Source organism: Mesorhizobium sp. STM 4661, assembly GCF_000359125.1.
Lineage (GTDB): Bacteria > Pseudomonadota > Alphaproteobacteria > Rhizobiales > Rhizobiaceae > Mesorhizobium.
This window is the reverse complement of sequence record NZ_CAAF010000085.1, coordinates 22,012-43,768: the sequence shown is the minus strand read 5'-3', so window position 1 is coordinate 43,768 and position 21,757 is coordinate 22,012. Positions and strand designations below refer to the sequence as shown.

Annotated in this window: 26 protein-coding genes and 3 pseudogenes; 11 read left to right on the top strand and 18 right to left on the bottom strand. The window is 60.9% G+C overall.

Going from position 1 to position 21,757, the window contains the following annotated elements; translation table 11 throughout:
• Positions 1–47: 47 nt before the first annotated feature.
• Together MESS4_RS35080 and MESS4_RS32915 are read left to right on the top strand one after the other, a co-directional pair.
• Positions 48–170: a hypothetical protein gene (locus MESS4_RS35080; protein ID WP_280110266.1), complete on the top strand. Its 123-nt coding sequence runs from the start codon at positions 48–50 to the stop codon at positions 168–170.
• A 45-nt stretch (positions 171–215) separates the two neighbouring features.
• A pseudogene (locus MESS4_RS32915) lies at positions 216–523 on the top strand (DUF2958 domain-containing protein).
• A 33-nt stretch (positions 524–556) separates the two neighbouring features.
• Here MESS4_RS32915 and MESS4_RS30185 read toward each other — a convergent pair.
• The 10 genes and pseudogenes from MESS4_RS30185 to MESS4_RS30140 all read right to left on the bottom strand — a co-directional run bounded on the left by MESS4_RS30185 (position 557) and on the right by MESS4_RS30140 (position 8,856).
• Positions 557–994, bottom strand: a complete 438-nt coding sequence (locus MESS4_RS30185) for a Mov34/MPN/PAD-1 family protein (protein ID WP_157385706.1) — start codon at positions 992–994, stop codon at positions 557–559.
• Positions 995–1,026: 32 nt separating this feature from the next.
• The gene (locus tag MESS4_RS31420) at positions 1,027–2,835 is read right to left on the bottom strand and encodes a ThiF family adenylyltransferase (protein WP_006339627.1); all 1,809 of its coding nucleotides are present in this window, start codon (positions 2,833–2,835) and stop codon (positions 1,027–1,029) included.
• Complete coding sequence (locus MESS4_RS30175; protein WP_036242539.1) at positions 2,828–3,865, bottom strand: cyclic GMP-AMP synthase DncV-like nucleotidyltransferase; 1,038 nt, start codon at positions 3,863–3,865, stop codon at positions 2,828–2,830. The genes MESS4_RS31420 and MESS4_RS30175 overlap by 8 nt, the downstream gene beginning before the upstream one ends.
• Positions 3,858–4,982 (bottom strand): patatin-like phospholipase family protein, encoded by a 1,125-nt coding sequence (locus MESS4_RS30170; RefSeq protein ID WP_006339625.1) that lies wholly within the window; start codon positions 4,980–4,982, stop codon positions 3,858–3,860. Before MESS4_RS30170 ends, MESS4_RS30175 begins: the two co-directional genes overlap by 8 nt.
• Positions 4,983–5,080: 98 nt before the next feature.
• The gene (locus MESS4_RS30165) at positions 5,081–5,338 is read right to left on the bottom strand and encodes a hypothetical protein (RefSeq protein WP_006339623.1); all 258 of its coding nucleotides are present in this window, start codon (positions 5,336–5,338) and stop codon (positions 5,081–5,083) included.
• A 169-nt stretch (positions 5,339–5,507) separates the two neighbouring features.
• Positions 5,508–5,851: pseudogene (locus MESS4_RS32910) on the bottom strand (DDE-type integrase/transposase/recombinase); the annotation flags it as partial.
• Positions 5,852–5,940: 89 nt separating this feature from the next.
• Positions 5,941–6,693 carry an SMC-Scp complex subunit ScpB gene (locus MESS4_RS30155; protein WP_036242578.1) on the bottom strand — a complete coding sequence of 251 codons (753 nt, stop codon included), beginning with the start codon at positions 6,691–6,693 and terminating at the stop codon, positions 5,941–5,943.
• A gap of 5 nt (positions 6,694–6,698) precedes the next feature.
• On the bottom strand, positions 6,699–7,736 hold the full coding sequence (locus MESS4_RS30150; RefSeq protein ID WP_036242537.1) for a DUF1403 family protein: 1,038 nt from the start codon (positions 7,734–7,736) through the stop codon (positions 6,699–6,701).
• Positions 7,737–7,976: 240 nt separating this feature from the next.
• A complete protein-coding gene (locus MESS4_RS30145; RefSeq protein ID WP_006339612.1) occupies positions 7,977–8,570 on the bottom strand; it encodes a hypothetical protein in 594 nt (197 codons plus the stop codon).
• On the bottom strand, positions 8,560–8,856 hold the full coding sequence (locus tag MESS4_RS30140) for a hypothetical protein (RefSeq protein ID WP_006339609.1): 297 nt from the start codon (positions 8,854–8,856) through the stop codon (positions 8,560–8,562). The genes MESS4_RS30145 and MESS4_RS30140 overlap by 11 nt, the downstream gene beginning before the upstream one ends.
• Before the next feature lie 238 nt (positions 8,857–9,094).
• Between MESS4_RS30140 and MESS4_RS30135 the strand changes: the two genes are divergently transcribed.
• Entirely contained in the window at positions 9,095–10,225 is a 1,131-nt protein-coding gene (locus tag MESS4_RS30135; protein WP_006339606.1) for a site-specific integrase, read from the top strand.
• Between the two features lie 43 nt (positions 10,226–10,268).
• Here the strand turns inward: MESS4_RS30135 and MESS4_RS30130 are convergent, their stop codons facing one another.
• The 5 genes from MESS4_RS30130 to MESS4_RS30115 form a co-directional block, all read right to left on the bottom strand.
• Positions 10,269–10,787, bottom strand: coding sequence for an RES family NAD+ phosphorylase (locus MESS4_RS30130; protein ID WP_006339604.1), 519 nt, complete (start codon positions 10,785–10,787; stop codon positions 10,269–10,271).
• A complete protein-coding gene (locus MESS4_RS30125) occupies positions 10,784–11,182 on the bottom strand; it encodes an MbcA/ParS/Xre antitoxin family protein (RefSeq protein WP_023780767.1) in 399 nt (132 codons plus the stop codon). Before MESS4_RS30125 ends, MESS4_RS30130 begins: the two co-directional genes overlap by 4 nt.
• Before the next feature lie 127 nt (positions 11,183–11,309).
• Positions 11,310–11,729 carry a hypothetical protein gene (locus MESS4_RS31405; protein ID WP_051070947.1) on the bottom strand — a complete coding sequence of 140 codons (420 nt, stop codon included), beginning with the start codon at positions 11,727–11,729 and terminating at the stop codon, positions 11,310–11,312.
• Between the two features lie 14 nt (positions 11,730–11,743).
• A complete protein-coding gene (locus tag MESS4_RS34160; protein ID WP_198292817.1) occupies positions 11,744–11,833 on the bottom strand; it encodes a hypothetical protein in 90 nt (29 codons plus the stop codon).
• A 118-nt stretch (positions 11,834–11,951) separates the two neighbouring features.
• Positions 11,952–12,227, bottom strand: a complete 276-nt coding sequence (locus MESS4_RS30115) for a hypothetical protein (protein WP_006339602.1) — start codon at positions 12,225–12,227, stop codon at positions 11,952–11,954.
• Positions 12,228–12,423: 196 nt separating this feature from the next.
• On the opposite strand from MESS4_RS30115, the gene MESS4_RS30110 reads away from it, so the two are divergent.
• The 5 genes from MESS4_RS30110 to MESS4_RS30090 all read left to right on the top strand — a co-directional run bounded on the left by MESS4_RS30110 (position 12,424) and on the right by MESS4_RS30090 (position 18,172).
• Positions 12,424–13,518: a hypothetical protein gene (locus tag MESS4_RS30110; RefSeq protein ID WP_006339596.1), complete on the top strand. Its 1,095-nt coding sequence runs from the start codon at positions 12,424–12,426 to the stop codon at positions 13,516–13,518.
• Between the two features lie 648 nt (positions 13,519–14,166).
• A complete protein-coding gene (gene repA, locus MESS4_RS30105; protein WP_006339593.1) occupies positions 14,167–15,369 on the top strand; it encodes a plasmid partitioning protein RepA in 1,203 nt (400 codons plus the stop codon).
• An 80-nt stretch (positions 15,370–15,449) separates the two neighbouring features.
• Positions 15,450–16,415 carry a plasmid partitioning protein RepB gene (gene repB / locus MESS4_RS30100; protein WP_006339592.1) on the top strand — a complete coding sequence of 322 codons (966 nt, stop codon included), beginning with the start codon at positions 15,450–15,452 and terminating at the stop codon, positions 16,413–16,415.
• 154 nt (positions 16,416–16,569) lie between these two features.
• Positions 16,570–17,775 carry a plasmid replication protein RepC gene (repC, locus tag MESS4_RS30095; RefSeq protein WP_006339590.1) on the top strand — a complete coding sequence of 402 codons (1,206 nt, stop codon included), beginning with the start codon at positions 16,570–16,572 and terminating at the stop codon, positions 17,773–17,775.
• A gap of 46 nt (positions 17,776–17,821) precedes the next feature.
• Complete coding sequence (locus tag MESS4_RS30090; RefSeq protein ID WP_006339588.1) at positions 17,822–18,172, top strand: DUF5131 family protein; 351 nt, start codon at positions 17,822–17,824, stop codon at positions 18,170–18,172.
• A gap of 170 nt (positions 18,173–18,342) precedes the next feature.
• Here the strand turns inward: MESS4_RS30090 and MESS4_RS30085 are convergent, their stop codons facing one another.
• A complete protein-coding gene (locus MESS4_RS30085) occupies positions 18,343–18,546 on the bottom strand; it encodes a DUF6494 family protein (RefSeq protein ID WP_006339586.1) in 204 nt (67 codons plus the stop codon).
• Between the two features lie 477 nt (positions 18,547–19,023).
• Here MESS4_RS30085 and MESS4_RS30080 point away from each other — a divergent pair, with 477 nt between their 5' ends.
• The 3 genes and pseudogenes from MESS4_RS30080 (at position 19,024) to MESS4_RS30070 (ending at position 20,186) form a co-directional block, all read left to right on the top strand.
• Positions 19,024–19,317, top strand: coding sequence for a type II toxin-antitoxin system Phd/YefM family antitoxin (locus tag MESS4_RS30080; protein WP_006339572.1), 294 nt, complete (start codon positions 19,024–19,026; stop codon positions 19,315–19,317).
• Positions 19,304–19,733 (top strand): annotated as a pseudogene (locus tag MESS4_RS30075) (plasmid maintenance toxin (PemK-like)). The gene MESS4_RS30080 and the pseudogene MESS4_RS30075 overlap by 14 nt, the downstream one beginning before the upstream one ends.
• 240 nt (positions 19,734–19,973) lie before the next feature.
• Positions 19,974–20,186 carry a cold-shock protein gene (locus MESS4_RS30070; RefSeq protein ID WP_006339568.1) on the top strand — a complete coding sequence of 71 codons (213 nt, stop codon included), beginning with the start codon at positions 19,974–19,976 and terminating at the stop codon, positions 20,184–20,186.
• A gap of 133 nt (positions 20,187–20,319) precedes the next feature.
• Here the strand turns inward: MESS4_RS30070 and MESS4_RS30065 are convergent, their stop codons facing one another.
• Complete coding sequence (locus MESS4_RS30065) at positions 20,320–20,784, bottom strand: MucR family transcriptional regulator (RefSeq protein WP_006339567.1); 465 nt, start codon at positions 20,782–20,784, stop codon at positions 20,320–20,322.
• Between the two features lie 279 nt (positions 20,785–21,063).
• The gene (locus tag MESS4_RS31400; protein ID WP_244441241.1) at positions 21,064–21,687 is read right to left on the bottom strand and encodes a DUF309 domain-containing protein; all 624 of its coding nucleotides are present in this window, start codon (positions 21,685–21,687) and stop codon (positions 21,064–21,066) included.
• Positions 21,688–21,757 lie beyond the last annotated feature (70 nt).

Here is a 21,757-nt window from a genome sequence, read left to right as displayed (position 1 = left end):
CTTTGCGGACCGCGCGGGAGAAGAGTACACGGCGCTCGGCATTTGCGATGAGCGCGTCCCGCACATTCTTCGCCCACGAAGACGGCGAAGGCGGCACGCTCCTCCTCGAGGCCCTGCCCCTGGACGGCCCCGTCGTCCTGCGCGCCCCCAAAGGCGAAGACGGCGAGTAGGAGGCGGACAAGCAGCTCTTGACACAAGAACTGCGGGACAAGCTGCTGGCGAATGGTCGCCAGCAGCAGCCTCTCCACGGCACCCGCGACGAGATCGACTTCGTACCCGTCGTGAAGCTGTTCACACCCGGCGCCGGGGCACAGAGATCTATCCGGATGACCCCGACATCGCCTTCAGCCTGTGCAACCTCGGCGTCGGCTGTCCCGAACTTGGCAGCGTCAGTCTCAGTGAGCTTGGCACGGTGCGGGGAAAGCTCGGATTGCCGGTCGGACGCGACCTACATTTCCGACCTTTGTCAGAGCTGTCGGCCTATGCCGACCACGCCCAGCGCCACGGCGCTATCCGCACATGAAGTACCTGACCCCGGCTCCGGCCGGGGTTGGGCTTATTCCGTGAGAGGCCTCAGCTGCCCCCAGCTTTCGGCGCCGAAAATTGCCACAAACAGCCCGTCCGGTGGGGGTTCGGTCCCAACAATGATCATCAGGAAGCCCGCAAGATCATGACGCGATTTCGCAAACATGTCATGCATGCTCGCCCGATCGACCGGCGACGGTGTAGGGACCGGCTCGGGGTGGGTATGCCAGTCTCCCAGATAATGCAGGCCTTGCTTGTGCAGTCGCCGGATTTCGGCCCGATCGGCCCATTTGTTGGGAATGAAGAGAAACCGAGACCGCCTGTCGATGGCGCGCGGGCCTGTCGCGGCTTCGACGATGATGCGTCGTCCCTCGAAACGCGCAAAAAGCTGCCCACCGGCTTCGCGGTCACGCCACCCGACCTGGCGATGGGCGGCAAAATGATCGAGGACGGCGGTGGCAAGGATCAACTCCTGCTCGCCAGACGCAGCCAGGTATTTCATCATGCGGCCTTGGCAAGCTTGCGGCAGACCGGGCAATCCGCAGCCGCGGGCCAGTCGCGGTCACGGATCATCCCGCCGGCTCCGGGATCACCCATTACATCCAGCCAGCGCGGATCGACCTCGCCGCCTTGAGCAGCCCAGTTGGCAGTCTGGCCGACCCAGATCTTGTGATGTGGCTTGCCCGGCGGATCCAACAAACAGCGGATTGTCTCGCCGCTGAGAAGCGCATGAGCCCAGGCAAGCTCGGCAGGGCCATAGGGCGTGAACGCACCGCCGCAGGCCGGTACAGCGACAAGACCGTCGTCCGGCCAGCGGGTGACCGCGAGGTGGGGAGTGCCTGTGTCTGTCATGCCACAGCGCAAACAACCGCCCTGCCCCGGAATGTATACGGCATGCGCGGCCGCCGCATTGGGCTCAAGCCAACCGTAAAGAACAGGCGGGAGCCCTTGGCTCTGCTGGAGATGGTTGAGCAGACTGTCCACTTGCCAGACACCCGACGTCGCGACAATCAAGTCGGCGTCACGCAGGCGTTCGACGTCAATCGCCTCAGCCACCTCCGGACTTGCCTCGACCGCCTGAAGATGTGGCAGGTTCGCCCTCAGGTAACCTGCCAGCTGAACACTCTTGAATGTGCCGACGGATTGGGCTCCCAAAACATGGCGGCCAATGTTCTCCCATTCAACCACTTCACCATCGATGAGATGGAGATTCCCGATACCGGCCTTTCCGGCAAGCTCTGCCAGCGTGCTGCCCAGCGAGCCGTTGCCGACGATCACGATGCGCTTGCCCTTCAAGACCGTCTGGCGGGCATCATGATCGCGCCCATGTATCCACTCGTGGTCAACGCGCTGGACCAGGTAGCGCCAAACTTTGCTGGCAGGCGCCAGTCCGCGTTGAAGGGCAAACTTCAGCGGCAACCGCCCCGGTCGGAACCCCCGGTTGATCGGATCGTGTTTGCGTCCGACGCCGTCCTGCTTTGGGGGCATCATCAGTTTGACGCTGCCGAATCCGGTGCCGGTTGCCGTCTTCACACCAAGCAACACCTCATCAATCGACTCATCCACAATGGCTTTGCCCAGGAGCTCCAGTGCTGCCGCGTCTCCAGCGACGAGACGCCTGATGTCAGCCCCGTTCTTCGGGAAATCCGCTGGCAGCGGTACAGCCGGCAACCACAACAAAAGGGCCATGGTTATGTCATATTTGGCCGCCTTGGCGGATGAGCCAAACCGGTGATCAAGCCATCGCCGCAGCGCGGCCTCGCTGTCCGCGACGACATGGTCTTTCTGGCCCTTCCAAATGTAGACCGCGCGAGAATCCCCCCTGGCCTCGACCAGGCTCAAGACACGCGGGGCGGTTTCCACACTGCGGTTCCAGTAGGATACGAATTCGGCACGAAAATCGGCAGCGATATTGCCGGCAAGGTTCTGCTCGATCATAGCCACGCCTTCTTGGAGCAAGGCGTGGACTACAGCTACCGGCCGCTCGGTGCTGAACGAGGTTTGCGAAGGATAGACGCAAAGCAGCCCGTTCTCCTCCAGGTGCGGCCATTGCAGAAGGCCTGGCCCATCAAGGACAAACAAACGCGGTGGCGCGAACGGAAAAGCCGCCGGAACCACCACCGCCAGCGTCAACACCCGGCTATCGTTGAAGGAAACTGCGAACTTCCAGCCGGCCGCGGCCACAAGCGACTGGATCGCCGCGAGCTCATCGGCATCCATCCGCGTGGCACTGAAAGCCTGAAAATACGCATCGAGGGCCACGAGGGCCTGATCATGCAACTCCGCCAGCAGCGGACGGGCTTCAGCCATACCGTCCGCCACCGCGCTTATCGACCGCTTCCCTGCCCGCCTCGGCGTAATCTCCGCGCAAGATCGCCGCGGACGTCACCACGGCCTCGGCCTTCTTGGTGGCGCCGTGGTCAGTGAAGAATTCTGTCTTGAAGACCTTGTCCCAAGCCTTGCGCGCATCTGCTTGACTGCAATCGGCATCGTCGAGAACCGCCAATTCGTCGATCGCCCATTTGAGCTTGTCGCGCAGCAGCTTTGCCCGGCTGTCGTCTGGACCGCGTGTGAGCTTGACCCCATAAACGACGGGGTGGTCGACCTCAAGGCTGCCTTCAAGCCGGGAGTGGACGCTTTCCATCGTCCGTCGCAAAGACACATCGTCGTGGTCGGCGTTCTTGGAGAGCCGTTCGGTGACAAGCTTTGTAATCATGAACCCGGGGGCAATCTGGCTTCGCCACGATTCCCGGCTGCGGGCAAAGGCCTTCATGAGCTTGACGATGCGGCGCATCTGCCCACCGTTGAGCTGGTCGGGGCTCTGCGCCTTGTTTTCGTCCTTGAACCAGGCCGTCACGGCCATCGGATCGGACTTTTTCCAATCCGTGCTGGCGAGCTCGTAAACATATTCCTGATTCTCCTCGACGCGTCGGTAAACCGGAACGTCAACGTGGTAGCCGAGGTCGTAATAGATGCGGACGCAGTTCTTCAGCACCTCCGGCGCCTTCTTGAACTTGTCGTCATGGACGGCCTTCCGCACCATTTCCTTGGCGTCGGCCGCGGTCTTGCCGCCACCGCGCGGTCCAACCAGCTTGTCCTTGTCGAAATAGACCCCGTCATCGATGTCATAGTCGAGTTCGGCATGCTGGATCATCGTGCGCATCGCATAAGACCCTTGAGTCCGGCATCCTACCGGCGCAGGTTCCTCATCTCGCTTAAGCCCGTCTTTCAGCCGTTTGCGGTTCGTGTCGCGCCGGTCGCGCATCGTGTCGCGTTCGTCCTTTGGCAACTGCACTTCGCTGTTGTGAAACGCCGTCATATCGTCGTGGCAATCAAACATCTTTCCCTCGCTTGGCTTTGCTCTCCGGCGCTTGGCGCAGGAGCCTGTCGATTGCTCGACCGATTTCAGATTTTTCGTCTCCGCAGGCGCTTAGCGCCTCATAGGCATCGGTCTGGCCCTGTTGAACCAGCGCATCCATCGATGCCTTGGAGGTCTCATCCAGGTCAAGATGGCTCAGCATCGCCCCTGCAATATCGCCATGCGGGAAGCGGACGATCGAGAGCTCACGGCCGGTGTGTTTGCCCATCATACGGGCGATATGGTCGAAGGCGTATTGTTGCGCGCTGATGCTGACCGCAGCCGCATCCGCGCCAAAGCGCCACTCCTTGAAGCCCCGATCAACCAGAGCCGGCGTGATCTGATCGCCGGACGGCGGTGGACAGGTTCCAAGGCAAAAGATTTCGATGGCATCACCGGGTTTTGTGAGCTCAAGCGCGTCGGTTAGTCCGACCAGGATCGGATTGTTCGCCCAAAGGCCACCATCCACGAAGGCATGCCCGCCCTGCATTTTGGGATTGGGCAGCCAGGCCACTGATCGGAACACCGGCGCCGCCGTGGTTGCCATGCAGACTTCGACAAGCGTGTAGTCGTCGTCGCGGTGCTTGCTGTTTTCAAGGTGCGGGGTTTTGAAGACCCACGACCGGTGGCGTGACATCTCGACCGCAGGGATGGCAAGCCCTATCCCGCGGTCGTTCCAGATGTCGATCAGCTTCATCGCTTTGAGTTGTGCGGTTAGCGCCGCCTTGAGGGCTGCCGCCCCTGCCCTGTTCAACGCCGCACGCCTGCCGAATTGCCAAAGGATCTTGGCGAGCGCCGAAGGCACCTTCTCCGGGAAGATTTTAGGCCCCTCGTTCCGGTAGAGATCTATCACCTTGCTCATGCGCACATCAGCCGCCAAGGCGCAGGCCAAGATCGCCCCTGTGCTGGTGCCGCAGATCAGCTGGAATGCTTTGCCAAGGTCAATATGCGTGACCTTGCGCGTATCGGAATACCTGGTCATCAACGCGTCCAGATAGGACGCGCTGTAAATGCCGCGCATGCCGCCGCCCTCAATACAGAGGACCCGGAAGGGAGGCATATAGGCCTTCGTGGCCGAGGGCGTCGTTTTGCGCGCCAAAGAATCAATCTCCATTGGGAACCGGCTATATTAATGCGGTTTTGCTTGACCAACCAAGCATGTTCTTTGTTTGTTCAGAGAATTTATAGTTTTGACGATTATGTTTTCGGGCTGCGTCGCCCCGCTCGGCGGAGCCCGTCCTGCTTCTTCCCGCTCAATGTCGTGAATGAGCCGGTCTTGCAGTTGGCTTCGATCTGAGCAGGGAAACTCTGGCCCATCTCCCTGTCGATGCACGCGCGCGACGACGTGTGTTCGTAGTCACGACAATACGCTTCTGCGTCGGATCGCAAATGCGCGACGTGGATCACCGCGTGCTCGGGATCGACATTCTCCCGACGCTTGACGGTCACCTGCATTCCGGCTCGCGAACCGTATGGCGGCAGTACGTCACTGTCCGAGGTATCAGCCGGGACGCGGTTTGCGGGCGCCGGCGATATGCCGCAATCGCCGGTTCTGGTGCAAATTTTCGTACTGAAGCAGGCGGCTTGATTGTTGACGGATTTCAGACGGCGGATTGCTTCGCCTGTGAATCATTTCGATGCCGCCAAGCGTGGCAGTCGCAGCAGGGAACGCCTTGAAGCCGAGCATCGGGCGTACTCGCCGCGTGATGCGGCGATGATCCTGCTCGATCCGATTGTTGATATTGGCTCTGGCGAATGCGGATCGGCTTCAATGGTCGACGTGATTGATCCCGCAGACGGCTCTCCGCATCGCAGGAGATGACTGCCTGCGGTGGATCGTCGAATGGTCGATGCCGATGTCGCGCTCGGCCATCATCTTTTTCAGGTACGCAGGCTCAATCCATAGGCCAGATGCCAGCGAATGCAAAACAGGATCACCGATTGGTCGAAATGACGGCCTTTGAACATGATGCAAGCTCGACAAAGATCGGCCGAAAAAAACCGTTGCCGGAACGTTTGCAACAGAACCGCCCAGATTCCATCAAGCATCCCCTCTCTCAGGTACCAAACTCGATACCCTCGCTATTAACGCTTGCATCTTCCTCTTCGCCGTCGCCCTCCCCGCTGCTCAGCCCGGTCGGGATATCTCCAGCCAGCAGCTTCTCTTTTGACAACAGTCCGGCATCCTCGAGCGCCTCCAAATCCGGCAAGTCGCGCAACGTGTCGAGCCCGAACTCCAGCAGGAATTCTTTTGTCGTCACGTAGGTGTAGGGCGCGCCCGGCGTCGGGCTACGCGGACCGGAAGCGATCAGGCCGGCACCGCGCAGATGACCGATAAAATCGCGGCTGATCTCCTTGCCGAAGAAAGACGACAACTCGGCTCGGGTGATCGGCTGGAAGTAGCCGATGCACATCAGCACGAGCACCTCTGACTGCGTGAGGTCGGACGCCTTCTCACTGCTGCCTACCGCGGCTCGGATGGCGTCGGCATAGGCCGGCCGGGTCAGGTGCTTCCAGCCGCCGGCGACGGCGACAAGGTCATAGGGCCGGCCGCGCAATTCCTCGCGAATGTCGTCGATCAAAAGATCGATGCTACAGCTTTTGCCGACGATGCGAGCAAGCACCTCTCGGCCGACCGGCTCGCTGGCGGCGAAGATGGTCGCCTCGACGCGGTGCATCCATTCGCGCCAGCGCGCCTCCGGCGGCAGGTGATCCAGTTCCCGGTCAAACAGCTGGTCAGCTGATCGCCGTTCGCCTGATCGACGGTCATCTGACTGGCTCCCCCCTCGCCTGCGCGCTGCCGCCGCCATGATCGTCACAGCCCGTAGATGCGGAACGCGGGGCGGCCGGACAGTTCGCGCACGGCGCCGAGTTCGACTAGGCGGTCGAACAGGCGGCGTAACCCACGGTCGCTCATACCCGCAATCTGTTCCGAAGCGACGATCGCGTCGTTGGACAGCAGCTTGCCGACGACGAGGTCCGCCGCCTTGGCCCTGAGTTTTGGCGCAACGGCAAGCAGCCGGTCCGCGCGGCGCTCGAGCTCGGCGGAAAGATCAATCGCGCGTAGCGCAGCGCGCGCCTGTGCGGCCAGCAGGCCTTTCGCCCGCTCAGGATCTGTCTCAATGCCTGTCGCCACAGAGCTGGCTGCCGATCGACGCGGGCGGGCGCTTGTGCCGAAGGCTGCTTCGGCGCCGAGCAGCGGCACCGCGTGTGTCCAACCCAGCCGCTGCGCCAGCAGCGCGTCGGCGAGCCAAGCTCCGACGGCGCGCGCAAAGCCGTGGCGTTCGGCGGCCATGAATGTGCCGGTCAGCGTTGCGACTATTCCGGCGCCGGCGCCGATTTGCCGGAGATCATCCGCCAATTCGCCGAGCACCTCATCGTTCGGGGCGTAGCCGAACTCTTCTAGCCCAGCAGCGAGGCATTTTTCCTTCAGAAGATCTTCCGCCGGACGCGCGGCCAGCCGGCGCCAGGCGAGCAACAAACGACCGGCGGGACCGACGGACAAAAAATCGCCCGGTCGCGTGAGCAGCACAGCATCGCGCAGCGCGCTTTCATCCTCGACGCGACCAGCCTGCTTCACCGTTGCCGCGGCGGCCGAAAGCGCCAGGCGCTGCCGCCAGGCGCCGGCCCACCGCTCCTGCCGGCGGACCACCGCATCGAGCGCGCCGATAGCGGCGCCGGCGGCAATCGCGACATCCTCAAGGGCATTTGGCCCTGCGCCTTTTCCCGCAAGGCTTTGCGCGTCCGGGATGGCCCGGCGCAACCACCCCGGCACCGTTGCCGACGGCATGGCTGAAGGAGCACTACCGAGCGTGGCATAGTGGCGCGGAGATAGTGTGGGACGCTGAATCATCGTTGTGCAGCATGGATCAGCGCGGCGCTTTTAGCAACAGAAGCGAGCAAAAAGCGCTGTGCCTGTCGTCCGATTAAAACGATCGATAATCTTGCATTATCGTTCGTAGTTGCGTTAGGGTGAGAAATGGCCATTTTCGTCGAGCCTTACGCAAATCGCGCACGCGGGCCGTCCCACAGCCACGACGACCATCTTGGCGACGACGGTGACGGTTCAGCTGCATATCGCCCCCCGACGCCTTCAGTCCTGCGGGCGCAAGCCTGGCACCGGCCGGTAGAAGATGACACGCACCGACGGAACAAGCTGGCTGAGGTAATCGAAATCTCCAACATTGCCCGTCAGGACCGTCGCTCCCAAAAGGCCGGCCTGCTGAAAGATCAGCGCATCGTTGAGGAAGCGGCGTTCGTGCCCCTCCCCTTTCGGCAGATGGCTCAGCCGGAACAACAAGCCGGCAAGCATGCCGGCGCGTCCCCAGGCGGTGGCGTCGGGTGCATGCAGCCGGTGCGCCGGAATATCCTCGATCGTGTCCGCAACCGCTTTCAGGACCGACTTCGTAGTGGGGTGCGCCGGGTCGAGCCGGCCGAACACGTGGCTGAGCTCGGCAAGGCACACGGCCGAGTGGTGACAGAGCCGATAGGTCAGAAGGTTATCGACCGCTTCAGGCGTGCGGCCCTGCAGGACATCCAGATAGACGCTGGTGTCGAGGAGCAATACGCCGCCGACCGGCGGCTGGTCACCTGCCCAGGACAGGGCGGAATCTGGTCGCCATTCCAGCCCCGCGCTGCGCCGCTGTGGCTTTAGGGAACGCAGTGCGCTCCCGAGATCAAACGCCAAGATCGATGTCCGCGGAGATGCTGCCCTTGCGGCCGACGAGCCTGGCGCCAAAATCGTCCTCGAGGGCCAGCCGCGACAAGGCGAGCTCAAGCAGTTCGGTGTCGGAGGTCACATGGGCGCGCTTCTTTGCCGCTTCGATCAATTCCGACGGCACCCTGCCGGAAAGGCGTGTGTTCTTGGCCGCGCCAAGCAGGCCGACCGCCCTCGCCTGCTCAAGCACCAGACGGTTGCGGGTGTGGGCGATCTGCTCCTCGCTTGCGGCTGCCGCTGAGGCATGTGTGGTCATTCTGGATTCTCCATTTGTTGAACGGACTATAAGGAATGTTGAACTTGAAAGCAAGGAGGGACTACCTCCCGGGAGGCCATCGCGGGATAGGACAGGCTCGGTGATACGATTCCCTAGCCCGACGGAACGCAAATCTCGCAGCTGTTCCGTCACGCAGCTCGCGGGTGGACAATTCCGCGCTTTGGCAGCACCTTGCGCTCAAGAATCGCAGTGCTGCGACAAGAATGGACGAGACTTGATGGGCAATGCCCGTGATTTGATGGTGTCCACCGAAGCAGTCGACGTTGATGACCTGCCGGACATCGTCGACGTCGTCATGGAGATGGGGCGGCCGGATGAAGGCCCCTCCCCTTCCCCGCCGGTCCTCGACCCGCGACAGGCGTCGTTGCCTGCGCATCTCGAAAAACTCGCCGACCGCGCACGTGATTATGTCGAGGCAGCCAGTTCAGCTAACACCCGTCGCGCCTACGCCGCCGACTGGAAGCATTTTTGCGCCTGGTGCCGACGCCAGTCGTTCGATCCCCTGCCGCCAGATCCACAAGTTGTCGGTCTCTACATCACCGCCCAGGCCTCGGGATCGGAGCGCGACAAAAAGTCGGTGTCGACGATCGAGCGCCGCCTGTCGTCGCTAACCTGGAACTACGCGCAACGCGGCCAACCGCTCGACCGGAAGGACCGCCATATCGCCACCGTGCTCGCCGGCATCCGAAACAAACACGCCTCCCCTCCCCGACAAAAGGAAGCCGTCCTGCGCGACGATCTCATTGCCATGCTGGAGACGCTCGACCGCGGCACACTGCGTGGCCTGCGCGACCGCGCCATGCTGCTGTTGGGCTTCGCAGGCGGCTTGCGCCGCTCCGAAATCGTCGGCCTGGACCTTGGCCGCGATCAAACGGAGGATGGCCGCGGCTGGATCGAGTTTTTCCCGGACAAAGGGGTTCTGGTGACACTGCGCGGCAAGACCGGCTGGCGCGAGGTCGAGATCGGCCGCGGCTCGTCGGATGCCACCTGCCCGGTTGTCGCGGTGCAGACCTGGATCAAGCTCGCCCGTATCGCACACGGACCGCTGTTCCGGCGCGTCACCGACCAGGGCAAGGCGGTCGGCGCCGATCGGCTCAACGACCAGGAGGTCGCCCGCCTGGTCAAGCGCACCGCGCTGGCGGCCGGCGTGCGCGGCGACTTGCCGGAAGGCGAACGCGGAAAGTTGTTTTCCGGCCATTCCTTGCGCGCTGGCCTCGCCTCCTCGGCCGAAGTCGACGAACGCTATGTGCAGAAGCAACTCGGCCATACCAGCGCCGAGATGACCCGCAGGTATCAGAGGCGGCGTGACCGCTTCCGGGTCAATCTCACCAAAGCATCAGGCCTGTAAGGCGAAAGACTCCTTCCCCTGCCCTTCGGATGCCGAGAGTGCGTTAGCGCCAGGATAGCTGGTCCTTCGGCAGCCGGCCGCTCGGGTCGAATACAGTTACCTTGTGCGGCAGGCCCGGACCCCAGTCCCAAAGTACCAGGTTACGATCCTCCATCTCGGCGCTCGGCGCGAAACTTGGGACCACAATGCCGGCAATATTTCGAGGTCGCAAGCGGTCGTAGATGGACCAGGACGCTGGGCGCTCTCCGTCGCTGAGCGCCGTCCCCCAGGCGCAGGCCATCTCCTCGAGCGCGATAGAAAATTCTCCCCTGCCCTCGTCTGTTGTCAGATCCACGATGTCATCGCAGTCGATCTCATAGGAACACAGCACGCACGGATCGATCCGGTGCGCGAACCCCTGGTTGGCTTCCTTGACCGCTGTCATGATGGTCAGCGCCAAATAGAGCGCCGGCACGCCTTTGGGATTAAATCGCGCACCTCTGATCGCCGCCCCTTCGCCGGAAGTCGGCTTGAATGCCCAACGTGGATCGTGTGCGCGGTAACAGGTTCCAACGAACCTCAAGCGAAACCACCAACGGCCATGTGATCGAGATAATCACGGACCGCAGCTGCCTTGCCGTCCTTCACCAGCGCTTCAGCAGTGCGTCCGCCAAATGCTGGAAGCGGCTGAGCTCGATACCAAGCCATCGCCTGCTCCTTGCCGCCCGCCCAATCCGTCACGCGACTGATGATCTCAAGCATTTCCCGCAGACGTCCTTGTGTCTTAACCGTCGCGCTGCGCTCCGACCGATAAAGGGTCTCGCGAGCAAGACCAGCGGTCTGGGCCAACTGGCCCTTGGACATGCCAAACCCGTCCGCGACCTGCTCGATCGCAATCTTCCCGTTCCGGTCCATATAGGACAAGATGAGAGGTCCATTCTGCTCGGGGATCTTCAGTGCATGAGCCACAGAATTCATCCTACCATATTGAGGGTCATATTTCTTGTGCAAAATATATGGCAGCTCTGGGCAACTTTCAAGCTCGGCACCGAACCAATTCAAGGTGCTGCCTAGCACACGCGGATTGAGCCGACCGTGCGCGCGACTATGTCGAGGCAGCGAGCGCTGCGTCCAGACTGTCGGCGGCCGACGCTTCGTAGTCAGGCGTGATCATCAGTTGCGCGATGCGCGGCCGACGAATTCCGGGTTGAGCTTTTTTCATCCGCTCGCGGGTGCGGGCGACTTGTTCCGGGAGCGCGCAGGGCGTTGACAACTCGCCCAATTGCGACCGGGCTGCGGCGGCGATGTCGAAGATGTCGTGCGGGTTGGCTTCCGATCCCCGGTAATAGACATTCTTGGCGATGATTTCGGGACTGGTTTCAAGACGCACAGTCCTGCCTTCCACCACACGGTTCTCGTATGGCGCCGTCGTTAGCGCTCCCGCTACAATGAAGTCGATTTCGCCGATGCCTTCGAAGGCGAACTCCTGAAACCTACGCCCGTCCCCCAGATGGCATCGTTTCAAAGTGCAGGGGGCTTCTAGATGGGTCGATCAAACCCGAGCAACTGAGGGTCGTCGAGGAAAATATCGATGTCGTGGCTTTCGCGATGGCCGATCTGGATCATCATCGCAGTTCCGCCGCCAAATGACCATTCAAAGCCGTAGCCCCCAGCATTCTCGCGAAGCTGGTCAATCAGGTCGATAGTGATGCGAAAAAGCCGCCGCCATTCAGACGGGCGTCGCCTATCATGTCCAGCTAAACGCAGCGAGCGGATAGCTCTCGCCGGTCCAGGCAGAGAACTTGGCGGCAAACGCCTTCAGGTCCTCAACCGCGATGTGGTGCGCGGTCGCGAACTCGACTTGCTGGGCGATAGGGACCTCGCCGAGAAAAGCGCTGACATGACCGGGATGCTGTTTGGCCAGATCGATATCGGCAAGGCAATGCGCCAGCGCCGCGTCGTCCAGTTGATCACTGTAGGGCGCGTTCACCGTCGTCAGGACTGAACCCAGATGCTTGATCATAATGCGTGCAAGATAGTCGTTTCAGGGCTTGTCGCACAAGTTGCCGCCCTCTTCCGCACCCATCGGCGGTCGGCGACGTCAGCGTTGTTTTCGGGACCCAGATCAGCCAGAGTCGCCCTCCAAGATCGCCGACGACGACGCACGGCGTTCCCTTGACGAAAAAAGCGCGGATTTCCCACCCGGCCGGAGCCCGAGAATGACCGAGCAAAAACCCGTCCGCCTGCCCGACCCCGCTTCCGTCGAAACCGTGCTCGCGGCTTTAGAGCCGCAGTCGGCCGACGTCGAACTCGCGCCTGCCCTCAACAAGGCCTTTCCGGGCTTCGTCTTCACCGTGGCCACCATCGACGATCCCTACTGGTGCAACCCTCACGACGTTGTCGCTGCCGACGGCACCCGCCTCGGCGACCATCGCGCCTGGGTCGAGCATGAACTGGCCGAGGTCGGCGGTGACCTCAACGCCTTCTGGAACCGGCATCGTCAGAGCGGGGAAAAATTCGCCGAATGGCGCGGCACCACGGCCTTCGCCTTTGCCTCGACCGGTCCCGGCGTCGCCGACTTCGTGCAGATATCGCTCGGCCGCGAGATCGAGTTTCTCGCCGGCGCGGTGGTCGATCCCGACTATCGCCCCCGCGCCATCGACGATCTGTTCGATCCGACCTGGGTTTTGCGCGGTTCCGCGGTCGAGACACAACAGCTCGCAGGGCCAGTCTACCGGCTGCGCGGCCGTTCCGGCGGCGGCATCGTCCACATGCGCAGTTTTTTGGCGCGCCGGACGCGCATCGAACGCGAACTGCGCGAGGCGCAGCGGCCCGAGCTGGAAAACCGTGTCATCCGCGAGGTCGGGCCAGATGGCACGCGCGACACCGCGTTTTTCGACGCCAATCCCGACTGGTTCGATTTCGTGCCGCGCGAAAGCCGCTTTTTTGTTGCCTGGGAGCGATCGAGTGCGGCCACGGACCGCATCTTTGCGCACTGGGCCTTCGACATCCACGACCTCGAGGACCGCGGCCGGCGCGAGATCGGTTTTATTCCGCGGCCCCTTAAAATGCCGACTGAGCAGCTGCTCGCCGACGACGGCGTCTCCGTGCACCGCCTGATGGAACGGATCGAGGCGATCGACACCGAAATCGGTCTGCCCTTCGCCTGGTTCTTTCTGATGACCCACGGCCACTGGGTCGATCCGAATGTCGGTCACGCGATCGCCCAAGGCCTCCGGACGGGCCGGGTGCGGCTACCCGATCAGGACGCCGCCATTCTGCTCGCCTGGGCGGACAAACCGTATCTGTTTTGAGCGAGACGCAAAGCTGTGGCGCCGAGGCGCTTGACACGCGGGATCCGGTGCCGCCCCTTCGATCGTAGCGCGGTTTTGGTCGGCATCTCGTCCGACGACGGCGTCAAGACACTGCGCCATCTATCTCGGTCAGCAATCTGATCGACCGCGCGCGCCGGCGACGCGGTGATCATCGGCCACCGAGAACTTCTGCGCACACCTGCGCTTTTTCCGTGAGATCGCGCAAATGGCCGCCGCAACTGCAGATTTGTTCGGCCCGTTCAGCATCGTGGGCCAAGATACTGACGCAGATACTGACGCATTTCTGCGTGCCCATATCTCGATAACCTCCTGTCAATGCCCTGGGCTGCCCCCGATGCTCGGCTCGTCCTGTCGGCAGCGGCTGCAAAGTCCGGCCAGCTCAATTGCTGCTGCGCGACTCGTTTTACTGCCGTAAATTCTGGTGCTTATGGCAGAGGAAACATAGGCTTAGGTCTGCACGGCTGGAAACCGTGTCGGCGATGATCGAGATGTTGGCCCCGAGAGCTGGTCCGCACCGTTAACCTTCTGTTAACCCAAAACTTCTTGCTGTGCTTGGCCGAATCGGAGCTTAATGGCGCTTGTTGGATAGTTTCATCGCAAAAAGCGCCAATTCGGATTTCGACGAGAATGAACATCGCCATGCGGCTACCAAGCTTCGAGTTCGATGACAAAATTCTCGAGCAGGGTGCCGAGATATCGCGACGCCTCAATCAACTCCGTATGGAGAAGTTTCCACCCGACGCGACAAAGACTCTGCGCACGTTCTCAATGGCTGAAGTCGCACACTATCTTGGCGTGTCGCAGAACAATTTGAAGCGCCTTCATCTCGAGGGCAAAGGACCCCTGCCCGCTCAAAATTCCTCCGGCCGGCGGTCTTACACGGCGGAGCAGATGCTCGAGCTGCGCCATTTCCTGGACCGCCATGGTCGGACCGAAGTGAAGAAGTACGTGCCGCACCGCAAGCCTGGAGACAAGCTCCAGATCGTGGCGGTCGTAAATTTCAAGGGAGGCAGCGGCAAAACCACCACGGCGGCCCACCTCGCCCAACACCTGGCCCTGACGGGGCATCGCGTTCTGGCAATTGACCTCGATCCGCAGGCGTCGCTTTCTGCGCTTCATGGGTTCCAGCCCGAACTGGACCGTAACCTCTCTCTCTACGAGGCAATCCGTTACGATGAGGATCAAAAGCCGATTTCGGACGTGATATCGCCGACCAACTTCCCAGGCTTGGACATCATCCCAGCCAATCTGGAACTCCAGGAGTACGAGTACGACACGCCGCTAGCGATGCAGGACAAGTCGTCCAGTACAGGCCGGCAGTTTTTCACCAGAATCGCAAAGGCGCTGTCAGAAGTGGACAGCCGCTACGATATCGTAGTCATCGATTGCCCGCCACAGCTTGGCTATCTAACCCTGACGGCGATGTCGGCAGCGACATCCGTTCTGATCACGGTTCATCCGCAGATGCTTGATCTGATGTCCATGAGCCAGTTTCTGCTGATGCTCGGGGGCATACTGAAGACCATTAAGGCGGCTGGCGCGGAAATCCAGTTGGACTGGTTTCGTTACCTCATCACCCGCTACGAGCCCACGGACATTCCGCAAGCGCAGATGGTCGGCTTCATGCAGTCCATGCTGGCCGGTCAGATCCTTGAGAACCCGATGCTCAAGTCAACTGCCATCTCGGACGCCGGTCTGACCAAGCAGACCCTGTATGAGGTGGAGAAATCGGCGTTTACGCGCTCGACCTACGATCGGGCGCTTGAGTCACTTGATGCAGTGAATTCGGAAATCGTCGACCTCATTCATCGCACATGGGGCAGGTCATGATTGAAGGGCACTTTACCGCAGTAAAAAAAGGCGGTTTTTTCTACGAAATCAGTCGCCTAGCGGAAAATCGGAGCGATTGAATGGCCCGCAAGGACGTATTCGGAAGCGTGATGGGGGCAGGGGCTGCTGCCGCGGAGGTGCGGGACGTCGCCAACTACGCCGTTCGAGGCGCCTCGCGATCGATCATGCAATCCTTTGAGGAGCTGTCCAAGAGTTCCGTGGTCGATCTGGATCCCGCCCTGATCGACAGTTCGTTCGTTTCAGATCGTATCGACGACGCGGATGACGAGTTCCTTGAGCTGCTGGCGGCAATTCGGGAGCGCGGGCAAGATTCCCCCGTCCTGGTCAGGCCGCATCCATCGGCGCCAGGGCGCTATCAGACTGTCTTTGGACACCGAAGGCTCAAGGTCGCCCGGCATTTGGGCCGGCCCGTTCGAGCGGTCGTCAAGAACATGGACGATAAGGACCATGTGATAGCCCAGGGGCAGGAGAACGCTGCCAGGGCAGATCTGTCCTTCATTGAACGGACCTTATTTGCCGAGCGTATCCTCAAGGCCGGCCATTCGCCTGAGACCGTCAAGCTGGCGCTAGCGCTGGACGATACGACATTTTCCAAGATGCGCTCGGTTACCAGCCACGTCCCCGAGGGAATTATTTTGGCGGTCGGAGCGGCCAAGGGCATAGGTCGAGATCGCTGGTGGCAACTCGCAAAGCTAATGGAGCGTCATGAAAATGGGCTCAGGGCAGCGGACTATGTGAAGAGCGCAGACTTTTCGTCGCTTCAGAGCGATATCCGCTTCACACGATTGTTTGACTTCCTGAGTTCCGTTCCGAATCGTGCCCGAGCGCCGGCGAAGTCGCAAGACAGAGCTTGGACGCCAGGGGACAAGTCCGTACGCGCCAAGATCACCGATACGGGAAAGATCTTTACGCTAGCCTTGAAATCGAAGGACGCGTCGACCTTCGGCGCGTTCATTGCTGATAGGCTAGACGAACTTTTCGTGGCCTTCCGGGAATCGGAACAGGCAAAGAAAACAGGAGACTGAACCGCAAAAGAAAAAGGCCCCCGAACGTCACCGTCGCGGAAGCCCTTCTCACGTCTGTAGCAAGCTGAGAATCGCATTTCCCCGAATCACTGTCAAGAGTCGTGGCGTCGTTTTGGCGAGCAGATTTCTTTTGCCTAATCGAGGGTGAAAGAAAATGGAGACGGGTATTGCAACGACGCCCTTTGGGCGGCGGCCGATGTCGCTTGCCATGCTGGCAGCACAAAACGAGTCACGTGAGATCCCCAAGGGCAGGGTCGTCGACAAGTGGCAGATCTATCGCAACCTCTGCGAAGGCAAGAGCGTCGTCGGCATCGGCGATCGTGCCTTGGCGGTGCTGAATGCGTTGCTATCATTCTATCCTGACAGTGAGTTGAGTGAGGAAAACGACCTCATCGTTTTTCCCTCGAACGCTCAGCTGTCGCTCAGGGCGCACGGAATGCCCGATGCCACAGTCAGGCGGCACCTGGCGGCTCTTGTTGATTGCGGGCTGATCATCCGGCGGGATAGCCCGAACGGCAAGCGCTACGCCCGCAAGGGCAGGGGAGGGGAGATCGAGGAAGCCTTTGGCTTCTCATTAGCCCCGCTGCTGGTCCGTGCTTACGAGTTCGAGGCGGCCGCCGAACGTGTTCGCGCCGACAACAGGGCGCTCAGGCTTATGCGCGAGCGGATCACCTTGCACCGCCGCGACATCCACAAGCTGATCGAGGCGGCCCTTGAGGAAGATGTTCCGGGCGACTGGGGAGGCCTGTGGAAGCGTTTCCGCGGCATTGTGGAGGCAATTCCGCGCCGAGCCTGCATTGCCGAGCTCGAGCCGATCGTAATCGATCTGGCCGCATTGCACGACGAAGTGGATAAGGTGCTGGAAATTCATATGAATTCCACGAATCCGAGCGGCAATGACTCTCAAAACGAGCGGCAGCAATCTGATTCAAACACCGACTCTACTTCTGAATTTGAACCTGCTTTAGAGAAAAGCGGGGCGACGGTCGAGCCAAGACGGGCAGTCGACGAGAAGCCGAAAGGCTATCCGATCGGACTTGTGCTGAAGGCCTGCCCCGAGATTACCGACTATGCAGCCGACGGGATCGCAAACTGGCGCGACTTGATGATCACCGCGGCCCAGGTGCGAGGCTACCTTGGCGTGTCGCCCTCGGCCTATGAGGAGGCTTGCCATGTGATGGGCCAGGAGGTCGCCGGGATCGTGATTGCCTGCATCCTGCAAAGGGCGCAGCATATCAACTCGGCCGGCGGTTATCTGCGGGTGCTGACCGAAAAGGCGAGGGCAGGGCAGTTCTCCGTCGGGCCGATGCTGATGGCGGCGCTTAAAGCCAATGGCGCTACCGTGAGGATGACCGGATGAAGTTGCGAGCACATCGCCGTCCCCTCCAAGAGCTTGCGCGGGAACCGTGACACAAAATCAGGAAGTGACGTGGAGCTGTGATATCCTTCTGGAGCCTTTCTCCTGGAAAGATCCGAAGACCGTGCGTGTTCAGCCCGATCTTTTCGAGCCGGAGATCAGGAACGCATTGCGCGACAGGGTGTTTGCGGCAATGGCGCTTTGTCCGGAGCACCGATTTTGGCTGAGGACCGCGTATCCGCAGCTCTACAGTCAGTACATTGAACAGATCGCCCATGATCGTCTCGAATGGCTTGCCTGGCGGGTGTCGGCAAGCAAGATCCTGGAGGAACTTGGTCGGAGAGAGGAGGCAGCCGGCGAGGGTCCTGCCTGGCCCTTGCCCAATGTCGATGTCGAATGAGCGGCGCAGTCCGCAACAGGTCGATGGCCCTGGTTTTCCTTGTATTCGAACTGCAGCAGTCGGGTCGATAGCCAAGAGTGCGGTGAGCGGCACTGCGTGGATCCGACCAGACCCCATTCCACTGCTAGTCCGTCTCGACGCTTTCGGCCGCGTCGGACGTTTCGCCTGGCTTATGGAAGTTCGATCTCGCCGTCCACTACGTGGTTGAGGCTGGTACCTTCCGCCGTCAGCGTCATGCGGACGTTCAACTTCTTCTTCTTCTTCTCGCCGCCGATTTGCCCTTCGCGCACCGTCTCCTCGATCTTGCGCTGGGAGGTGACGCCGACTTCCTTTAGGAACTTGCGGATCGACATGTTGAAGGCGTCTTCGCTCATGGCGGAACTCCTCTGTGTCCGGAAGAGATTGTAGGGGAAGGCAAGGGATCAAGGAAGCAGGACGGTGACGCTCGGTCCCATAGAAACAGATCCCGAGCCGGAAGGAGGCGTCGGGTCCTTGGACTTGATCGGCCTTTGGAAGGTGGAAGAGTGGGCGCTTACTGCCAAGGCGCTACCGTGAATCGGTGTCGTAATAGTGCACAAGGGCCGTCTTTGTGCGGGCAGTAGTGTTCCCTAGAGAACGGCTGGGGACGCGTCAGTCAATCAGCCTTGTCGGCGGCTGGCTTCCGCTTCTCTCCAGTGACGTTTCCGCTCTTCGTCCGGGCGCGGATGCCACATACTCTCGGCCTGTTACACGACGGCCTCAGCCTTCCGGGTGTTGGCAAACTGCCTATCACTGCCTCGTTTTCGCGGACCCGTCGATACTTGTGGAAAGCCCGGAAAGCCCGTATATTCCGGAAGAAAGGAGTCCTGCCGATGACCACTACCGTCACCGCCGCCGCCGTCTCGAAAAACTTCGGCGCCTATCAGGATGCCGCGGTTCGCGACCCGGTCATCATCACCAAGAACGGCCGGCCGCGCACCGTGCTGCTGGCTTACGAGGATTTCGTCCGGCTCTCCAAGCGGGACCGGCGGGTGGAGCTCACGGCAGAGCTCAGCGGAGACGAAATCGCCGCGGTCGAAGCCGCCGAAATGGAGCCGGGTCTTGACCATCTCAACGACGAACTCCTTCCGGCAAAAGGTCTGACGGCAAAAAATGCTGCCGGCTGAAATCAAGGTCGGCCACGTCTTTCGTTATTCATATCTCTGGCATTGGCAACATCGCGAAGGCCGCGAGGAAGGCGACAAGGACCGGCCCTGCCTAGTGCTAGCGCTGGTCGCCATGCAGGAGGACGGCTCGCCGATTGTCCGAGTCCTGCCGATCACGCACACCGCCCTCTGATCCCGCCAATGCCATCGAAATCCCGGCTGCGGTCAAGTTGCGCTTGCGGCTCGACGGCGAGCGGTCGTGGATCGTTTTGACGGAAAGCAACCGGTTCGCCTGGCCGGGCCCCGATATCCGGCCGCTGGACACGGAGAGCGGCTATTACGGGCCGTTGCCGCCAGCGCTGTTTGCAGCGGTCAAGCGACGGTTTATCGCCATTGCGACAAGCCAAGCGCACAGGAGCACGCCACGCTCCGCGTAAGGCTGATCGGTGCCCATCAGCGCACGATCGGTGAAGGAGCCTTGGACTTGCGCCGACAGTTGGGGCGCCGCGGTAGGCGGTAGAGAGCATACTCGTCATGTGCGACCCGCACCACCGGCCGATCGAGTGTGGGGTCTTGCAATTTTCGCTTCTGCTGCGTTTAACTCCCAGTCTCGAAATGAACCGGACTGGCTTAACGGCCAAGTCCACGTCGCAGTTGTCACAGAGGAATGCACAGATATGGCGACCGGAACCGTGAAGTGGTTCAACAGCACCAAGGGATTTGGATTTATCCAGCCCGACAATGGCGGTCAGGATGTTTTCGTCCACATTTCCGCTGTCGAACGCGCGGGCCTCTCGACGCTGAATGACGGCCAGAAGATCAACTACGAGATCGAACAGGACCGCCGTACTGGCAAGTCCTCTGCCGGCAGCCTCAGCAAAGCTGGCTGAATTTTCGCCTGCGTCCCGGCAACAGTGAATGGACGCGAGGTAAGGCGGGGATTGGTCCCCGCCTTTTCCTCTTTCTGCGCAGATCATGCCCGGTAGCAGCTGGGCGCTCCAGAACGACCCTCGAGAGATAAAGTTAGGCTGCCACCTTCTTGCGGGTTCGCTTCGCCGGCGCCGGCGTTGCCGATTCTTTCGGTTTGCGGCCGAGCCCCATGGTCTTGGCCAACGCCGAGCGTGCAGCGGCGTAATTCGGCGCGACCATCGGATAATCCATCGCCAAGCCCCATTTGGCGCGATATTCGTCCGGGGTCAGCCCATAGCGGGTGGAGAGATGGCGCTTTAACGATTTGAATTTCTTCCCGTCTTCAAGGCAGATGATGTAATCCGCCATCACCGACTTCTTGATCGGGACCGCAGGCTTGAGAGCCTCCGGCTCTGCTACGGAGACGCCTCCAGCGGTGCTTTTCAAAGCCGAGTGTACTTGGCCGATCAGGGCGGGGAGATCGCCCACCGGGATTGGATTATTCGAGACATAGGCTGAGACGACATCGGCGGTAAGCTCGATGAGGCTGTCGAGATTGTGATCGGCTTCTTCTGTCATGAAACTCTCCGGGTGGCTTGAAAGACAGCGGGCGAAGTCCTGCTACATATTGGTGGCGGTCGCTGAAAGCAATAAATGTCTCGGCAGCATAAGTATCGGCATAAGCTAATGCTGATACGCGTCGGCCGCGGTGCTCGTTCGGCTGCTATGCGCCGGAACCGATGTGCAGCCGTGCCGTCTTGAGCTTTTGTAGTTCGGAAAACAACATGACGAAATTCCGCGCACCATGAAAACACGGCCAGGTGAATGGAACCTGGCATTCGTTCGTCGGTGACGAGTCTATTCCTGGCGTCTTCTACGGATGACTGTTTGTCTTTTTTGCGAGCTGATCGGTCTTCCGCCGGAATTTGGTCCGAGAATGAAGTCAAACACGGGTTGGGGCTGACCGAGCGCTGTCGCCTGGAGGGCTGCCGGGGTCCTTGCCGCGGCTTCGGCGTGTTCAGCGAGCGCTGCGGGTGACATGCCGAGCGCACGCTCGAAGAAATGATCGGCCGTGTTCATCAGCCGACGAAGGAGCGCCGCGGCGCGTCCGGCATGACGCACTGCAGCCGCCTGCTTACCCTCGCGGATCTTCACGCCGGCCGCCGATAACAGTATCAATCCCTTGAAGAGCGTCCGAAGCGGAGCGCCTCGATCTGCAACTTGCCACAGACCTTCCCAAGCCTCATGGGCTTCCCAGTAATAGCCGTGGTTGAAGAGGTCGAGACCCCAGAGGAATGTGTCTGAACAAAGCGAGACCTCTGCCGCCGACAGCATGGCTTCGCTATTGTAGCTGTGTCCCGCAGGATCGCGCACCGGATGCGGTTGCCTGCCCGGCAGATACGCATAGGATGGAAAGCTCTTTTCCGGCAGCCAGCGCCGGCGCAACATCAAACCTATAGCCATCGAAGCCGTATAACACACGGATGATCACTCCGGAGCGCCTGTCGGCAAAAAATGAGTTTCCGGCAAGCGCTCGGGCTCGCAAGCTTCA

What these genes read in the sequence shown, in the direction of transcription:
- MESS4_RS31420 (WP_006339627.1), bottom strand. Translation starts at nt 2,835, where the DNA reads ATGGCTGAAGCCCGTCCGCTGCTGGCGGAGTTGCATGATCAGGCCCTC.
- MESS4_RS34160 (WP_198292817.1), bottom strand. Translation starts at nt 11,833, where the DNA reads ATGATGATCCAGATCGGCCATCGCGAAAGCCACGACATCGATATTTTC.
- repC (WP_006339590.1), top strand. Translation starts at nt 16,570, where the DNA reads ATGGAGACGGGTATTGCAACGACGCCCTTTGGGCGGCGGCCGATGTCG.
- MESS4_RS30155 (WP_036242578.1), bottom strand. Translation starts at nt 6,693, where the DNA reads ATGGCGGCGGCAGCGCGCAGGCGAGGGGGGAGCCAGTCAGATGACCGT.
- MESS4_RS30175 (WP_036242539.1), bottom strand. Translation starts at nt 3,865, where the DNA reads ATGTTTGATTGCCACGACGATATGACGGCGTTTCACAACAGCGAAGTG.
- MESS4_RS30085 (WP_006339586.1), bottom strand. Translation starts at nt 18,546, where the DNA reads ATGAGCGAAGACGCCTTCAACATGTCGATCCGCAAGTTCCTAAAGGAA.
- MESS4_RS30150 (WP_036242537.1), bottom strand. Translation starts at nt 7,736, where the DNA reads ATGATTCAGCGTCCCACACTATCTCCGCGCCACTATGCCACGCTCGGT.
- MESS4_RS30165 (WP_006339623.1), bottom strand. Translation starts at nt 5,338, where the DNA reads ATGCAGGTGACCGTCAAGCGTCGGGAGAATGTCGATCCCGAGCACGCG.
- MESS4_RS30110 (WP_006339596.1), top strand. Translation starts at nt 12,424, where the DNA reads ATGACCGAGCAAAAACCCGTCCGCCTGCCCGACCCCGCTTCCGTCGAA.
- repB (WP_006339592.1), top strand. Translation starts at nt 15,450, where the DNA reads ATGGCCCGCAAGGACGTATTCGGAAGCGTGATGGGGGCAGGGGCTGCT.
- MESS4_RS30115 (WP_006339602.1), bottom strand. Translation starts at nt 12,227, where the DNA reads ATGATCAAGCATCTGGGTTCAGTCCTGACGACGGTGAACGCGCCCTAC.
- MESS4_RS30135 (WP_006339606.1), top strand. Translation starts at nt 9,095, where the DNA reads ATGGGCAATGCCCGTGATTTGATGGTGTCCACCGAAGCAGTCGACGTT.
- MESS4_RS30065 (WP_006339567.1), bottom strand. Translation starts at nt 20,784, where the DNA reads ATGACAGAAGAAGCCGATCACAATCTCGACAGCCTCATCGAGCTTACC.
- MESS4_RS30125 (WP_023780767.1), bottom strand. Translation starts at nt 11,182, where the DNA reads ATGAATTCTGTGGCTCATGCACTGAAGATCCCCGAGCAGAATGGACCT.
- repA (WP_006339593.1), top strand. Translation starts at nt 14,167, where the DNA reads ATGAACATCGCCATGCGGCTACCAAGCTTCGAGTTCGATGACAAAATT.
- MESS4_RS30140 (WP_006339609.1), bottom strand. Translation starts at nt 8,856, where the DNA reads ATGACCACACATGCCTCAGCGGCAGCCGCAAGCGAGGAGCAGATCGCC.
- MESS4_RS35080 (WP_280110266.1), top strand. Translation starts at nt 48, where the DNA reads ATGAGCGCGTCCCGCACATTCTTCGCCCACGAAGACGGCGAAGGCGGC.
- MESS4_RS30080 (WP_006339572.1), top strand. Translation starts at nt 19,024, where the DNA reads ATGACCACTACCGTCACCGCCGCCGCCGTCTCGAAAAACTTCGGCGCC.
- MESS4_RS30070 (WP_006339568.1), top strand. Translation starts at nt 19,974, where the DNA reads ATGGCGACCGGAACCGTGAAGTGGTTCAACAGCACCAAGGGATTTGGA.